Origin of the sequence: Kibdelosporangium phytohabitans, assembly GCF_001302585.1 — a bacterium.
Taxonomy (GTDB): domain Bacteria; phylum Actinomycetota; class Actinomycetes; order Mycobacteriales; family Pseudonocardiaceae; genus Kibdelosporangium; species Kibdelosporangium phytohabitans.
Map to the genome: position 1 here is coordinate 5,013,426 of NZ_CP012752.1, position 15,552 is coordinate 5,028,977.

Below are 15,552 nucleotides of genomic sequence, written 5' to 3' on the forward strand. Positions count from 1 at the left end.
GCGAGGGGGAACCATGACCACAACCAAAGTGGCCGGGCTGCTGCGCCCGTATGCCGGCGGGTTCGCCGCTGTCGTGATCTTGCAGGTCATCGGCGCCATCTCGGGGTTGGCGCCGCTGCTCGCGGTGGTCGAGCTGGGACGCACGCTGCTCACCCCGCGCCCGGTCGATCACGACCACGTCTGGACCGTCGTGATCCTGGGCGCGGCGGGCTTGTTCGTCCGGCTGGCCGCAACGGCCGCGTCGTCCGGAATCGGGCACCTGCTCGACGACCGGGTGCAGCTGTCGTTGCGCAGGCAGCTGGCCGCGCAACTGGGGCAGGCCCCGATCGGCTGGTTCTCCCGGCGCCGGACCGGCGAGCTGGCGAAGGTCGTCGGCGAGGACGTCAGCGCTGTGCACCCGTTCATCGCCCACACTCCCGGCGAGCTGGTGTCCGCGTTCGCGGTGCCGCTGGTGTCGCTGGTGTACCTGTTCACGATCGACTGGCGGCTCACGCTGATCACGCTCATCCCGGTGGTGCTCGCCGTGGCGCTGGTGCCGTTGATGATGAGGCCCGCCCGGTTGCGTGAGCAGGAGGATTTCGACGCGGGCATGGCACGGATCGCCGACTCCGTCGTCGAGTTCGTCCAGGGCATCGCGGTGGTCAAGGCGTTCGGCGGCGCGGGCCGCGCGCACGGCAGGTTCCGCACGGCGGTGGACGAGTTCGTCACCACTTTCCTGCGATGGGTCCGTGGACTCTCCGGGATCGCCGCCGGGATGCAACTGGCGTTGTCACCGCCGTTCGTGCTGCTGGTGGTGCTGATCGGCGGCACGGCACTGATCACGTCGGGTGAGCTGGCCGCCGCCGACCTGCTGCCGTTCCTGCTGCTGGGGCTCGGCCTGACGGCTCCCGTGGCGGCGCTCGGCCACGGCTTCGACGAGATGCGGGCCGCGCAGCGCGCGATCGGCCGGATCCAGGACGTGCTCGCCGTGCCACGGCTCCCGGAGCCCGCGAATCCGGTGACGGCACAAGGACACCGGGTGCAACTGCGGGACGTCCGCTTCGGCTACGAAGCCGGCCGCGAAGTGCTGCGCGGGATCGACCTCGTGCTCGAACCGGGCACGGTCACCGCAGTCGTCGGCCCGTCCGGCAGCGGGAAATCCACGCTCGTGCAGCTGCTGCCGCGGTTCTTCGACCCGGTTGCCGGTTCGGTCGCCATCGGCGGTGCCGACCTGCGTGATCTGGGCAGCCGACAGCTGTACCGGCTGGTGTCCTTCGTGTTCCAGGACGTCCGGCTGCTGCGCGCGTCCATCGCGGACAACATCGCACTGGCCGCGCCGGACGCCGGGCCGGATGCCGTGGTCCGTGCCGCCCGGCTGGCCAACATCCACGACCGGATCCTGGAGCTGCCACGCGGTTACGAGACAGTTGCCGGCGATGAGGTGAAACTGTCAGGCGGTGAGGCGCAACGAATCGCGATCGCCCGCGCGCTGCTGGCCGACACACCCGTCCTGGTGTTCGACGAGGCGACCGCGTTCGCCGACCCGCACACCGAACAGGCGGTACGCCAGGCGTTGACGACGCTCAAGGGCGACCGGACGATCCTGCTGATCGCCCACCGAATGGAAACAGTCGCCGACGCGGACACTGTGGTGTTGCTGGAGAACGGCACAGTCACCGAGCGCGGCACACCCAGCGACCTGCTGGCGCGCAACGGCAAATTCGCCGAGTTCTGGCGATCCCACCACACGGTGACGGCCGGAGGAGACGAATCCCGATGATCCGAACGCTCCTGCGCGTACTGGGACGTGAACACGCCAAGCCGGTGCGGCGCACAGTCGCGTTGATGACGGCGACCGCGACAGCCGAAGGTCTGTCGTACGCGTTCCTGGTTCCCATCCTGGGTGCGCTGTTCGGGCCGGACCCGGCGGACGCCGTGCCGTGGCTGATCGCGTTCGGCGGTGTGTTCGCTGTCTACGCGATCCTGCGCTACAGCAGTGATCTGTCCGGGTTCCGGGTCGGGATCGCGTTGCTGCGCGGGACCTACCACCGGCTCGGCGGCCACCTGGCCCGGCTGCCCATGGGCTGGTACAGCGCGGACCGCGTCGGCGAGGTGTCCGTGCTGGCAGGCAGTGGCGTGATGCGGGCGATGAGCATCCTCGCGCATCTGTTGTCGCCGTTCATATCCGCCAGCGTGACGCCGCTGACGATCGTCGCCGTGATGCTCGCCTGCAACTGGCAGCTGGGGCTGGCGGCGCTGGTCGCCGTGCCGGTCGTGGCAGCGATCCAGGCCTGGACCGGCCGTGCCGTGGCCGCGACGGCCGCGCGACGAGCCGGACGCGACCACGAGGCCACCGGCCGGGTGATCGAGTACCTCCAGGCGCAGCCGGTGTTACGGGCAGGCGGCCGGACCACCGAACGCTTCCAGGTGCTGGACGACTCATTGCAGGACGTCCAACGCGCTTCCCGCCGCACTGTCCTGTCGGTGCTGCCTGGTGTGGTGGGCCTGACGGTCACCGTGCAGGCGATGTTCACCGTGTTGCTCGCGCTGGGCACGTACCTCGCGCTCAACGGCGGCATCGGTGTGGCCGAGGTGCTGACGATCTTCGTGCTCGCCGCGCGGTGCGCTGATCCGCTGCTGTCGTTGGCGGACATCGGCGGCAAACTCCGTAGCGCGCGTGCCGAACTGGGACGGCTCGACGCGGTGCTGAACACGGAGCCGCTGCCGGAAGCACCTGACCCGGTTCTGCCGGCACAGCACGGCGTCGAGTTCGAGTCCGTCACATTCCGGCACGGCGACCGCACGGTGACCGACACCGTGTCCGTGACTGTCCCAGAAGGACAGAAGCTCGCCGTTGTCGGGCCGTCGGGTTCGGGCAAGAGCACCTTGCTTCAGTTGCTCGCGCGGTTCTACGACGTGGACGCGGGCGCGGTGCGTGTGGGAGGTGTGGATGTGCGTGCCATCGGCACTGAGGCGCTGATGGCCCGGATCGCGATCGTCTTCCAGGACGTGTACCTGTTCGACGGCACCATCGAGGAGAACGTACGCCTCGGCCGCCCCGACGCCGGCGACGCCGATGTCCGGGAAGCCGCGACCGCCGCGCGGCTGGACGAGGTGATCGAGCGACTGCCCGACGGCTGGGCGACCAGCGTCGGCGAAGGAGGCGCGCTGCTGTCCGGCGGTGAACGCCAACGCGTGTCCATCGCACGAGCGCTGCTGAAAGACGCGCCCATCGTGTTGCTGGACGAGGTGACGTCCGCGTTGGACCCGATCAACGAGACAGCTGTCCACGACGGAATCGAACGCCTGCTGGCCGGCCGCACAGTCGTGATGGTGGCGCACCGGCTGCGCACAGTCCAACGCGCCGACCACGTCGTCTTCCTCGACGGTGGCCGGGTCGTGGAACAGGGCACGCACGGCGAACTACTGCGTCAAGGTGGCCGTTACGCGGGTTTCTGGGAGCTCGCCGTGGCGGCTCACTCGTGATGGACGATCGCCACGGGGCAAGGCGCGTGGTAGACGACGGTGTGGCTGACTGAGCCGAGCAGTGCGCGTTTGACGGCTCCCCGGCCATGGCTGCCGACGACGAGCAAAGCCGCGTCCTGCGCGTGTTCGACCAGAGCATGCGCGGGACGGTCCGGCGAGATCACCTGGCGGACCGCGACACCGGGATGTTCGCGCCGGTGCCCGGAGAGTTGCTCGGCGAACAACTCCTCGCCCTTGGCGTGGATGTCCTGCCACGCGTAGTCCCACGTCCGGACCGGCGCCAACGCGTCGAGCGGCAGATCGGACCACGCGTGCACAGCCACCAAGTCGTGCCCGTGACGGTCGGCGAACTCGAACGCGAAATCAACGGCCGCGGTGCTGGTGCCCGACCCGTCCACACCGACGACGACCTGCTTGCCGGACTGTGCATGGGAATGACGCACAACCACGATCGGGCGCGGGTACACCTGCAGCAACTCAGCCGCTGTCGACCCGAGCAGCACCCGGGACATCCCCGACCGGCCAGACGCCCCGATCACCAGGGCGTGGGCCTCGGATGCCGCCTGTACCAGGATTTCCGAGCTCCTGCCAGGCGCAACAGTGGTGGTCACCGCCAGTTGGGGGTATTCCTCGCGGCAGGCGTCGGCCACGCTGTCCAGCGAACTCAGGGTGTGGGCGAGCAGAGCCTGCTGTTCGTCGGCGTTGAACCGGGGCGAGAACCAGCCAGCCGGTGTCGCCGCGATCTCCGGAAGCGCGGGAACGCTGACCGCCTCGACGAGTTCGAGCACCAAACTCCTCGTCGCAGCCTCACGAGCCGCCCACATGACGGCGCGTTCGGCGGCCGTGGAGCCGTCGTGTCCGGCGACGATCGCTTCTGCTGTGGGCATATGTCCCGGCTACCCGCGCTGGGGCCGGATACACACACCGACGTGCTGCACGATCGGCTCCGTCGGGGCATACTGGCCGGCGCGGTCACCGCCAGCACACCGCGGCTGTCCTCCCGCGGCGATCTCGTGACGTTGCTGGGTCCGTGCTCTGAGGCGAGATTTCATGGAAGGAGCGCCGTGACCGGGGCGATCTACCTCGACTACAACGCCACCACGCCCGTGGACCCGGCGGTGACGGACGCGATGCTGCCGTTGCTCACCAGTGCTTTCGGCAATCCGTCGAGCGACCATCACTACGGCACACAGCCACGCGCCGCGCTGACGCGTGCCCGCGCGCAGGTTGCCGCCTTGGCCGGCGCGTCCGCCGAGGAGATCGTGTTCACCGGGTCCGGTTCCGAGGCCGACAACCTCGCTCTGCGCGGTGTGGTCCTGGCCAGCGGCGTGGACCGGCCGCACGTGATCACGCAACGCACCGAGCACCCCGCGGTCCTCCACGCGTGCGAGGCGTTGCGGCGCTGGCACAACGCCGACGTGACCCTTCTGCCGGTGGACTCGGAAGGCTTGGTCGAGCCCGCGGACCTCGCCGCCGCGCTCACCGAACGGACCGTGCTGGTATCGATCATGCTGGCCAACAACGAAACCGGTGCGCTGCAACCCATCGGTGAACTTTCCCGGGTCACGCGCGAACGGGGCGTGCTGTTTCACTGCGACGCCGCCCAAGCCGTGGGAAAGATCCCGGTGGACGTCACCGAACTCGGCATCGACCTGCTGACCGTGGTCGGGCACAAGATGTACGCGCCCAAAGGCATCGCCGCCCTCTACGTGCGTGCAGGCGTCCGATTGGAACCGCTGGTGTACGGCGGCGGCCAGGAACGCGGGTCGCGCGCCGGCACGGAACCAGTCGCCATGGCTGTCGGGCTCGGCGCCGCTGCCGACCTGGCCGCCACCGACCTCGCCAGCGGCGGTCACCACCGGATCCGCCAGCTACGCGACCGGCTGCACGCCAGCCTCGCCGAGGGGCTGCCGGGCCGTGTCACGCTCAACGGGCCGCTTGACGCACGTCTGCCGAACACGCTCAACATCAGCATCGACGGCATCCTCGGACACGACCTGCTCGCCGCCCAGTCCGGCATCGCCGCGTCGACCGGATCCGCCTGCCACAGCGGCGCGCACGAGCCATCACCCGTGCTCACCGCGATGGGCCTTGGCACGAGCCGAAGCCTCGCCGCGCTCCGGTTGTCGCTGGGCCGGTGGAGCAGCGAGGAGGACGTCGACCGCGCCGCCGAGCTGATCGTCAGCGCCGCCCGGGCGGTAGCAACCCGTTGAGCTCGAGGCCGGACAGCCCGCAGACCACATGGGACCGTCCATTGCCGACCAGAGGCCTCGTGGTCAGGTGGCGATCAGCGGGAGTTTCGGTTCGATGTCGGCGGCCAGGCCGGCGGCTGCGACGCAGGCCGGTTCGAGATTGTCCGGCCCCAGTACCTTGCCCTTGACGTGAACGGACGTCGCCGCGGTGACCTCGAGGCGGTATTCGCAGTCGCTCGTCGAATTCGTTCCGGCCCCGGATTTCCGTTCTTCGTACGCGGTCCGCTCGTTCACCGCGCGCGTGGCCGGTTTCTCGCCACTCGTGCCTTTCGCCCCGGAGGTCGAAATGGTCACGTAGACGAATTCGAGACTTCCCGGGGTCGCGGTCCGGGTGTGGTACTGGCAGGAGCGTGACACCGAGGTGAAAGGTTTGCCGTCGCCGAGCCGCATCGATGCTTTCCGGTCCGTGGAGATGAGGGTGCACGGGTCAAGCGCGAGAACGTCGATCGGCCGATCGCGGTCGGCGCGTGCGGGTGCTGGATCGGGGGCGGGGAGCTTGGCGGACAGCAGGCGCGTCAGGTCGGGGAAGGCGCAGTCCGGGCCCTGAGGGGTCGTCATCGGCGACGCCTCCAGCGACGAGGTCGCGTTCACCTGGAACAACAGCCTGCACCCGATCGGGTGGGCCGGGCCGACGTGGTGAATCTCCCTGCCGTCAAGGGAAGTGGTGGTGAGTCGGGCTGACCGTTCCCGCCGGTAGGTCTCGGCGACCCGTTTGGCGTCGGTGACCCGGTTCGGCGCCGCGCTGTCGCGGACGGTGAGTTCCAGTGTTCCCATCCTGGACTCACGCGGGTTGTCGAGCAGTTTCGTCGTCAGGAACACGCACGAACGCCGATGGCCGTCCTCGGTCTGCCGCTCCACTCTGAGGTGTAAGTCAGTCCTCTCCTGGTCGCTGAGCAGGCCGCACGGGTCCATCCCGCTGACGTTCGCCGGCCTGGCCGGTGTGTCGGATGTGCCGGAGCACCCTGCCAGCAGCGTGGCGATCATCGCCGCGCCCAACAGCCGCCTCATCGGTTCACCACGTCCTCAATGATGTTGTGGCGCCAACAATGGCAGCTCCGGGCCATCGGGGAGGAGGGGCGAACGACCGTCAACGCGGCATGGCAAGGGCCTGGGCGCGGGCGATCAGGTCCACCTGCTCCGGCGAGGTGGCGGTCAGCGGCCGTCCGGCACGGTCCAGTATGACGATCGACGGGAGGAGCACCGATTCCAGCAGGCCGCGCAGAACCGGCTGCCTGGCGGCGGAGGTCGTTTCGAAAATGGCTGCGATCAGCGTCTCGTAGGGACCGAGGTCGATCTCGTACATATCCGAGGCGATTTCGACGAGGCCGGTGGGAAGTCCGAGCACGGCCGCGGTCTCCCGCAGGAAACGGGCGTAGAGTTCCCCGGTCCGCAGCGCGGGGCTCCATACCGTCTCGGCTCCGGCGTCGAAAACGTAGCTCATTCCGCCCACTTGACCACGGCCGTGGCGATCCGCGACGCGATCACCGGGATCGTGACCAAGAAGTTCGCTTCGGCCGGCCGGGCGACCAGGTCGGTCGGCCAGCCGGGTGCGCGCCTCGCCGAGCCCGGTCACGACCGCTCACGACACGGTGCCCGGGGGCCGGGTGCGGCGCGCCGGCACGCGGGCACCGAGACCGATCGCCCGGCCGTGGAAAACGCCGTTTACTAGCCCGAACGGTTGTGTGATCTTCGTCCGCTTGGTCGATTACTCGTGGTCAGCCGTGCATTACTGTCGCGGTGGTCGGGAAGTGACTTTCGGACTTCGAAATCGAACTCCGGGTGAATCATCTGTTTCACACAGGCGTTGTGAAGCCCTCGCTGACAACGTTGTCACCTGCTTCCCGGCTTCGCACATCTGGAGGTAATCCCGTGCGTCGAAGAGCACGTGGCCTTGTCAGTCTGTTCACGGTGACCGTGGTCGGGATCGCGACCGCACAGTCCGCCGCCGCGGCACCGGCATCGACGGACCCAGGCGGTGGTGCGGGTCCCGGCCCGATCGGCCGGCCGCGCACCGTCACTCTCATCACCGGTGACCAGGTCGCCGTCACCGAGCGAACCGGGCAACTTCCTGCCATCTCGATCACGCCAGGCGCGGGTCGCGAACGGATACGATTCCAGCGCTCACGCGACAAGTCCGGCTGGTCGGTCATCCCGTCCGACGCGCTCGCGCTCATCCACAGTGGAGTGTTGGACAAGCGGCTGTTCCGAGTGGACCGGTTGCTGGCGGACGGTTTCGACGAATCCCGCCCGACGCTTCCGCTGATCATCGAGCGCGAGCCGCAGCGGGCCGCCGTCGCGCTGCCCGCGATCACGCCGGTCCGGGAGCTGTCCAGCATCGGCGCGACCGCGGTGGTGGAGCACAAGGACAAGGCGGGTGAGTTCTGGTCCACAGTGGCCGGCCCACGCGCCGCGAGCACCGGTGTCCGCAGGATCTGGCTGGACGGCAAGGTCCGGGCCAGCCTCGAGCAGAGCGTGCCGCAGATCGGCGCTCCCGCGGCGTGGCGGAACGGGTTCACCGGCAAGGACGTCAAGGTCGCCGTGCTGGACACCGGCGTCGACGCCACGCACCCCGACCTGGCCGGCAAAGTCGCCGGTGCCAAGGACTTCTCCGGCGGCAGCGACCCGGCCGACCGGCACGGCCACGGCACGCACGTCGCGTCCACCATCCTCGGTTCCGGCGCCGCGTCCGGCGGGAAGTACAAGGGTGTCGCCCCGGACGCCCGGCTGCTCGCCGCCAAGGTGCTCGGCGACGACGGCTCCGGCGACCTCTCCGGCATCATCAGTGGCATGGAGTGGGCCGTCGAGCAGGGCGCGAAGGTCGTCAACCTCAGCCTCGGCGGCACGGACAGCGAGGACGTCGACCCGGGCGAGGAAGCGGTCAACCGGCTCAGCGCGGCCAAAGGTGTGCTGTTCGTGATCGCCGCGGGCAACGAGGGCGAGCAGGGGCCCGCCAGCATCGGCTCGCCCGGCAGCGCGGACGCCGCGTTGACGGTGGGAGCGGTCGACCGCGCCGACAAGCTCGCGTACTTCTCCAGCCGTGGCCCGCGCAGTTTCGACAACGCGGTCAAGCCGGAGATCACCGCTCCCGGTGTCGGCATCGTCGCGGCGAGGGCGGCGGGTGCGCCCGCGCAGAACCCGGTCGGCGACCACTACATGGCCGCGTCGGGCACCTCGATGGCGACACCCCACGTCGCGGGCTCGGCTGTGCTGCTCGCCCAGCAACACCCGGACTGGGCAGGGGACAGGCTGAAGGCCGCGCTCACCGGCGCCGCGAAGCCGACCGACGGGCTCAACCCGTTCGAACAGGGCGCGGGCCGCGTCGACGTGGCCAGGGTCAGCACGCAGCAGGTCGGCGCGAACGTCAGCACGATCGCTTTCGGCTCGCTGCCGTGGGATTCCGCGACCAAGCCGGTCACCCGCGAGCTCGTGTACCGCAACTCGGGCACTGCACCGGTGGACCTCGACCTGCGTGCGGACATGCGCGACGCGGCCGGTAAGCCCGCGGCCGACGGTCTGGTCACCGTGGCCAAGCCCAAGGTCACTGTGCCCGCGGGTGGTACCGCGTCCGTCACCGTCACCCTTGAACAGGGGCAGCGTCCGCGTGGTGCGTACGGCGGCACGGTGATCGCCACTTCGGCGAGCGGGGCGTCGGTGCGTACGCTGGTCGGCGCCGACCTCGAACGCCAGCAGTTCGACGTGAACCTCAAGCTGATCGGCCGTGAGGGCAACGGCCCGGACGGCAAGGGCGCGAACGCGTACGTGTTCGTGACCAACCTGGACACCGGAGTCATGGTGCCCTACTTCGTCACGGAGGGCGGCGGTCAGCTGCGGCTGCCGCAGGGCCGGTACTTCTTCATGGCGCAGATCAACGAGGTGCGCGACGGGGCGGACACTCATCCGACGCTCGTCCCCGCGCCAGGAGTGGTGGTGGACAAGAACTCCGAGGTCGTGCTGGACGGGCGTGGCGCCAAGCCGGTGACGGTCCGGACCGACCGCCCCGACGCGCGCTCCAGCGGTGACGTGGTCGACTTCACCGAACAGCTCGCGGGTGGTGGCACCGCCGGCCACAGCTGGTGGCAGACGAGGATCTTCAACGACACCAACTACTCGTACGTCGCGCCGACGGCCACGAACGTCCCGGACTTCTCGTTCATGCTGGTCACCCAGCTGGCCAAGCAGAGCGAGGACGGCAGGACGGACAACAGCCCGTACGTGTACAACCTGCGTTTCCCGAGCAAGGGTCAGGTGCCTGACGTGTCCAGGTACCGGGTGCGCGATCACGAGCTGGCGAAGGTCGACGCCAGCTACGCCAGCACCGGCGGCAAGCAGTGGGGCAAGCTGCACACCCTGCCTTCGCCGTACGCCAACGAGAAGAACGTGGACGACGCGTGGTGGTTCACCTCGGCGTCCCGGCTGCCCGCGAACCGGGAGGAGTTCTACAGCGCGGGCGATTTCGTCTGGTTCAAGAAACTGCTCGTGGACGGCAACAGCAGCAACGGCGGCTACTCGGAGATCTACGAGTACAAGCCGGCCGTGCGGTATCAGCCGGGCAAGCGGTACCAGGAGGCGTGGAACCGTGCGGTCGCGGGCCCGTCGCTGAAGTACTCGACGGAAACCGTGCGCAAGGGCGACAACCTCAGTGTCATCCTGCCGGTGTTCGCGTCGAACGCGGAAGGGCTCAGCATCGGCGCCGCGGCGGGACGGACCCGGTTGGCGCGCAACGGCAAGGAAATCGCCAACGTGCCGAGGGTGCCGCACTACCACTTCCCTGATGGTGGTCCGGTGGCGTTCGACGTCCCCGCGGACGAGGCGGACTACACGCTGACGGTCGAGGCCACACGGCAGGAGGACACCACTGTCGAGCTGTCCAAAGAGGTCACCGCGGCGTGGCGGTTCCGTTCGTCGCACGTGGACGGCACGGCGACGCTCCCGTTGATCGCGTTGCGGGCCAAGCCGGAGCTCGGCAGGGACAACGACGCGTGGCGGCTGCTGCCGACCGCGATGCCGATCGAGGTGGAACGCCCGGCCGGGGTCACCGGCGACGTCCGGCGGGTCAACGTGGCCGCGTCGTTCGACGGCGGACGCACCTGGCACAACCAGATCGTGTTCAAGGACGGCAAGCAGTGGCGCGCGTACGTCTGGGCGCCGTTGCTCGGCCGGTCGCCGTTCGTCTCATTGCGACTGTCCGCTCAGGACGGTTCGGGTAACGCGGTGACACAGACGATCACCAACGCCTACCGGCTGAAGTAGGCACCGGGCGGTCGGGAGCGACGGCTCCCGGCCGCCCTCCGGTCATGGCGCGCCGAGTTCCTTGCGGAAGTGGAACGCGGGGATCACGTACCCGGACGACAGGTAGCGGCGGTGGGCGGCGTGCCGGTGCGTGCCGGAGTCGAGGTGGACTTCCGTCAGGCCCAGTCGCAGCGCCTCGGCGTCCACCCATTCCAGCAGCGCGCTCGCGTGGCCCTGGCCACGGGCGGCGGGCAACGTGCACAGGTCGTCGATGTAGATGTGTTGGCCCCAGGCCAGGCTCGTCACCAGCCGGAACCCGGCCGCGGAGACCACGGTGCCGTCGGCGTCGTGCGCGACGGCCAGGCGGTAGCCCTCGGTTCGTTGCAGCCGTACCTGCTCGGCGAACTCAGCCGGCCCGGCCAGGTGCGGGCGCAGTTCCTTGAGCGCCGGGTAGGCCAGCTCTGTGGTGTTCTCGTCCAGCTCGACGATGTGGTGGCTCACGGCTGCCATGATCCACAGCGAAGTGGCATCTCAGAAGTGCCATTGACGGCTATTCTTGAGATGCCACTCGGTCCGGTCAGCCTTCCGACGGGCAATCCCGCGGCGGTGGCCCCGACGTGCCGGGGAAGTCGTGCGCGAGCCGCCGGCACAGCTGGCCGTAGGCGTTCGCCGGGTCGATCGTCCACAGGGTGATGGTGTTGTCACGACCGCCCGTGGCGACATGGGTGTTGTCCAGGCCCGCCGCCACACTGAGCACCTCGTCGGTGTGACCCGCCAGGCAGGCCCACGGCGTGTACGTCTCCATGTCCCACACGATGGTCTTCTTGTCCGTGCCCACGGTGACGAGGTAGCGCCCGTCGTCGGTGAACGAGCTGGCGGTGAGCGCCCCGATGTGCCCGGTCAGTTCGGCGACGCGGGTACGGCTCTTGATGTCCCACACCCGTGCGGCGCCGTCCCGGCCCGTGGTGACGAGGTGGTGGCCGTCAGGGCTGAAGGTCAGTTGCGTGATGTCGTTGCGTCCCGGCAGTTCCGCGATGGGCGCGCGGGTTTGCACGTCCCATAGGCGGATCGGCTGGTCCTGCTGCGACGTCGCGAGCATCTTGCCGTCCGGGCTGAACGCCATGCTGTCCAGCGCGCCCGACAGCGCGTTCTGGCTGGGCAGTCGCGGCAACGGGCTGGCCTGCGCGGGTTGGGTGATGTCCCAGAGCTCGACCGTGCCGAGACCGTTGTCCGCCGCGATCATCGGAGTGCTCGGGCTCAGCGCGACCGAGTGGGCGTCCTTGCCTTTCTGCTCAGTGCTCCGCCGGTCCGCGAGACTCCACACGACGACGTCGCTGCGCGGGTTCTCGGCCATGGCGAGCAGCCCGGTACCCGCGCTGAACGTCGAGTTGATGTGCGGCGGAACAGGGACGTCCGTGCTGACCGTACGAGTGCTGGTGTTCCACGCCTGCAACCGTTCCGCGCTCAGCGAGAACAGGCTGCCGCTGTGCCGGTCGAACACCAGGTTGCGGACGGCGTTGGCGTGACCGATCAACGGGATGTCGGCGCGGTCGTACAGCAGGGTGGCCTTCTCGGTGAACACCGCGAAGGTCTCGCCGTCCGCGCTCACGCTGACACCGCCGAGACCGGACGCCTCATCCGTGTTCAGCTGCGCCAGGCGTGTCTGCTGTTCGGTGTCCCAGAACATGATCCTGTTGTCCACGCCCGTGGACACGAGCGTGCCCGACCGGGCGCGGAACGCGAGGCCGCTGACCCGGCCGGCGTGGCCGGGCAGTTCCGAGACGCGGGCGCGTGAAGCGATGTCCCACAACGCGACAGTGCCGTCCACGCTCCCGGTGGCGAGTTTCGTGCTGTCCGGGTCGAAGGCGATGCTCGACAGCACCGAACGGCCAGTGGGCAGCACCACCCGCTCGAAGTTCTTGGTGTCCCATAAGGACACGGTCGAGTCGTCGCCGCTGGCGGCGAGGTACCGGCCGTCGGCGGAGAACCTGACCGCCGACGACGTCCACGCCGTTCCCGCCTGGCGGGCGAGCACCTTGCGCGTGGTGAAGTCGTGCACGGCGAGCACCTGGTCCTGGTCGACGAACGCGACCAGGCGCAGGTCCGGGCTGATCGCGGCGTCCTTGCCGACGCTCGTGGCGCCGTCCGCGGCGGTGTACCGGTCGACGATGGCCCGCCTGCCGATGTCCCACGTGACCACGAGACCCGTCGGCGTCGCCGCGGCGATCCGCGTGCCGTCCTGGCTGAACCTGAACGCCTTGAACGGCGGCGCCTGCACGCCGGACTCCTGCGTGTCCAGCGTCATCAGGCGGGTGCGTGCGGCGACGTCCCAGACGTCCACCTGGGTGTTGTGCTCGCCGGGCGTGGCCAGCAGCCGCCGGTCGGCGCTCAGCACGCCACCCGGCGCCGGTGACGGCGTGTGCGCGAAGCGCGCGGTGTGGCTGGACCGCGAGGCCAGGCTGAGCACCATGCTGCGGGCTTCGATGGTGGGGGAGGTGTCGTAGGCCTGCAACGCCAGGCGGATCGCCTTGCCCGCGTCCCGCGGGGCGATCTCCTCCGATTCCACGGACAGCTGACGCGAACGCGCGATCAGCTGTTGTGCCGTCGCCTCGTGCTGTTGGCGAACCGCGACGACCGTCACGGCTGTCGCGACGAGCAACAGGATCGCGAGCGACGCGGCGAGCCAGCGGAGCTGCCGGTTGCGGCGCTTGGCCTGCCGGTGCTCGTCCCGGTCCGCCTCGATGCTGGCGTCGAGGAACTCGCGTTCGCGCGTGGTCAGCATGTCCGGCGCGGTGGTGGCCCATTCCCTGGCCAGGGCGAGCCGGGTGCCGCGGTAGAGGCTGCCCGCGTCGCGGTTGAGCGTTCGCCAGCTGGAGGTGGCCTCGGTGAGGTGCCGGTGGACGCGCAGGCCCTCGCGGTTGGCGGCCAGCCAGTCGGCGAGCCGTGGCCAGTGCTGGATCAGCGCCTCGTGGACCATCTCGATGCCCGCGTGGTCGACCACGAGCAGCCGCGCCTCGGTGAGCCGTTCGAGCGCGGCCGTGGTGTCCGGGTCGTAGTCGAGTTCCTCGATGCCGATCCGGCGCCTGGTGTCACCGGTGCCCTCGCCGATCGCGATGAGCCGGAGGAACACGGTCCGCGCCGCCTTGCGCTGCCCCGGCTCCAGCTTGCGGTAGGCGTCCTCGGCGGTCCGTGCCACGGCGTGCTGGATGCCGCCCGCGGCCTCGTAACCCGCCAGCGTCAGCATGACGCCGTGCCTGCGGTGCCAGGTCTCCAGCAACGCGTGCGACACCAGGGGCAGGACGGCGGGCTGCCCGGCCGCGTCGGCCACGATGCGCGCCACCAGCGCCGTCTCCACCTGGTACCCGGCGCGCATGGCCGGCGCGGTGATGGCTTCCCGCAGCTCCTGGCTGCTCATCGAACCGACGTGGACGTAGCCGCCGCGCAGGCAGTCCGACAGCTCGGGGTGCAGCCCGCTCAGGACGTGGAAGTCCGCGCGGATGCCCAGCACGATCCGCACCCGGCTGGCGTCCGCCCGCGCCGCGTGGATCACGGCCGTGACCAGCCACGTGCGGTCCTGTTCGGAGCACAGCGTGATCGCTTCCTCGAACTGGTCGACGACCAGCAGGAGGTCGTGCTCGTCGCGTGCCATCGCCTGTCTGATCCGCAGGTGCAGGTTGGCCGGGTCCGCCGCGAGGTCGTCACGCCACGACGCCGCCGACCCGCCGATCGTCGCGGCCAACTGGACGGCGCATTCCTCGATCGGGTCCGTTCCCGGCGTGAACACGACCGCGGGCCCGTCCCATTTGCCTTCGAGCCCGGCGTGCAGCAGCGACGACTTGCCGGATCCGGACGCGCCGAACACGCCGACGATGCGCCGCTGGGCGACCAGCGCGCGCAGTTCGTTGATCAATTTGTCCCGGCCGAAGAAGCGGTCGGTGTCGTCGGCGTGAAATGCGGCCAGCCCGACGTACGGCGGCGATGAATCGGGAGTGTTGTCCAGTGCGCTGTCGGGCTCGTGCGCGATTTCCCGCCAGCGGGTCTCCCATGATCGCGCGTCTCCGCCGCACGCCCGGACATACGCCATGGTGACGGCGAGGCTCGGCAATCTGCGGCCCCCTGCCGCGTCCGCCAATGTCGCCGACGAATAGTGCGCGGAACGCGCCAATTGCCGGTACGCGGGCCGGCCGGCTTTCTCCCGTAATTCACGTAGATCGAATGCGAAGCGCTGGATCGGATCTGCGTCAGGATCCAGGCGGCGCTCAGGCCTAGGCATCCCAGTACCCCCAGTTCGGTTGCCCCCTACATTGTCTGGTCGTTGGTTGTCTGGCAAGCACACCGACACCAGACAACGGCGAAGCGACTACACATTGACGTATGGGGGAGTGGGACCTGGGGGACTGGGGGATAACCGGTCGACCAGGAGTACGCGTGATTCGATCTCCTGACCCGGTGGAGGTCGAGTTGCTTGGCAGGTACTTCTGGTCGGCTGGTTACACGGCAATGGGCGGGCACACCTGGCGGCGATCCGCGCGGACGGCGCCGACGCGTACACCGGTGCGCCGGAAAACGCTCGTTTTCAAGGCGAAGTGGTTCGCGTAGCGGAGCT

General features: G+C 69.4%; 11 protein-coding genes. 6 read left to right on the forward strand and 5 right to left on the reverse strand.

The genetic code is table 11. The features are described from left to right. The first annotated feature begins 13 nt into the window (after positions 1 to 13). Positions 14 to 1,759, forward strand: a complete 1,746-nt coding sequence (locus tag AOZ06_RS22835) for an ABC transporter ATP-binding protein (RefSeq protein ID WP_054296838.1) — start codon at positions 14 to 16, stop codon at positions 1,757 to 1,759. Further along, on the forward strand, positions 1,756 to 3,465 hold the full coding sequence (locus AOZ06_RS22840; protein ID WP_054291270.1) for an ABC transporter ATP-binding protein: 1,710 nt from the start codon (positions 1,756 to 1,758) through the stop codon (positions 3,463 to 3,465). Before AOZ06_RS22835 ends, AOZ06_RS22840 begins: the two co-directional genes overlap by 4 nt. Here the strand turns inward: AOZ06_RS22840 and AOZ06_RS22845 are convergent. Continuing rightward, entirely contained in the window at positions 3,456 to 4,352 is an 897-nt protein-coding gene (locus AOZ06_RS22845) for a universal stress protein (RefSeq protein WP_054291271.1), read from the reverse strand. The two genes, AOZ06_RS22840 and AOZ06_RS22845, sit on opposite strands and share 10 nt — an antisense overlap. A 177-nt stretch (positions 4,353 to 4,529) precedes the next feature. On the opposite strand from AOZ06_RS22845, the gene AOZ06_RS22850 reads away from it, so the two are divergent. Then, positions 4,530 to 5,678 carry a cysteine desulfurase family protein gene (locus tag AOZ06_RS22850; RefSeq protein ID WP_054291272.1) on the forward strand — a complete coding sequence of 383 codons (1,149 nt, stop codon included), beginning with the start codon at positions 4,530 to 4,532 and terminating at the stop codon, positions 5,676 to 5,678. A gap of 63 nt (positions 5,679 to 5,741) precedes the next feature. On the opposite strand, the gene AOZ06_RS22855 is transcribed toward AOZ06_RS22850, so the two are convergent. Together AOZ06_RS22855 and AOZ06_RS22860 are read right to left on the reverse strand one after the other, a co-directional pair. Then, positions 5,742 to 6,725, reverse strand: a complete 984-nt coding sequence (locus tag AOZ06_RS22855) for a DUF3558 family protein (RefSeq protein ID WP_054291273.1) — start codon at positions 6,723 to 6,725, stop codon at positions 5,742 to 5,744. Between the two features lie 79 nt (positions 6,726 to 6,804). Then, the gene (locus AOZ06_RS22860) at positions 6,805 to 7,158 is read right to left on the reverse strand and encodes a DUF6086 family protein (protein ID WP_054291274.1); all 354 of its coding nucleotides are present in this window, start codon (positions 7,156 to 7,158) and stop codon (positions 6,805 to 6,807) included. A 9-nt stretch (positions 7,159 to 7,167) separates the two neighbouring features. On the opposite strand from AOZ06_RS22860, the gene AOZ06_RS22865 reads away from it, so the two are divergent. Beyond that, a complete protein-coding gene (locus AOZ06_RS22865) occupies positions 7,168 to 7,386 on the forward strand; it encodes a hypothetical protein (RefSeq protein WP_054291275.1) in 219 nt (72 codons plus the stop codon). A gap of 239 nt (positions 7,387 to 7,625) precedes the next feature. Further along, positions 7,626 to 10,967, forward strand: a complete 3,342-nt coding sequence (locus AOZ06_RS22870) for a S8 family peptidase (RefSeq protein WP_054291276.1) — start codon at positions 7,626 to 7,628, stop codon at positions 10,965 to 10,967. Between the two features lie 42 nt (positions 10,968 to 11,009). On the opposite strand, the gene AOZ06_RS22875 is transcribed toward AOZ06_RS22870, so the two are convergent. Further along, on the reverse strand, positions 11,010 to 11,447 hold the full coding sequence (locus tag AOZ06_RS22875) for a GNAT family N-acetyltransferase (protein ID WP_236952345.1): 438 nt from the start codon (positions 11,445 to 11,447) through the stop codon (positions 11,010 to 11,012). 76 nt (positions 11,448 to 11,523) lie between these two features. Beyond that, positions 11,524 to 15,051 (reverse strand): nSTAND1 domain-containing NTPase, encoded by a 3,528-nt coding sequence (locus AOZ06_RS22880; RefSeq protein WP_157233171.1) that lies wholly within the window; start codon positions 15,049 to 15,051, stop codon positions 11,524 to 11,526. A gap of 323 nt (positions 15,052 to 15,374) precedes the next feature. Between AOZ06_RS22880 and AOZ06_RS56535 the strand changes: the two genes are divergently transcribed. Then, a complete protein-coding gene (locus AOZ06_RS56535; protein WP_157233172.1) occupies positions 15,375 to 15,545 on the forward strand; it encodes a hypothetical protein in 171 nt (56 codons plus the stop codon). Positions 15,546 to 15,552: the final 7 nt, after the last annotated feature.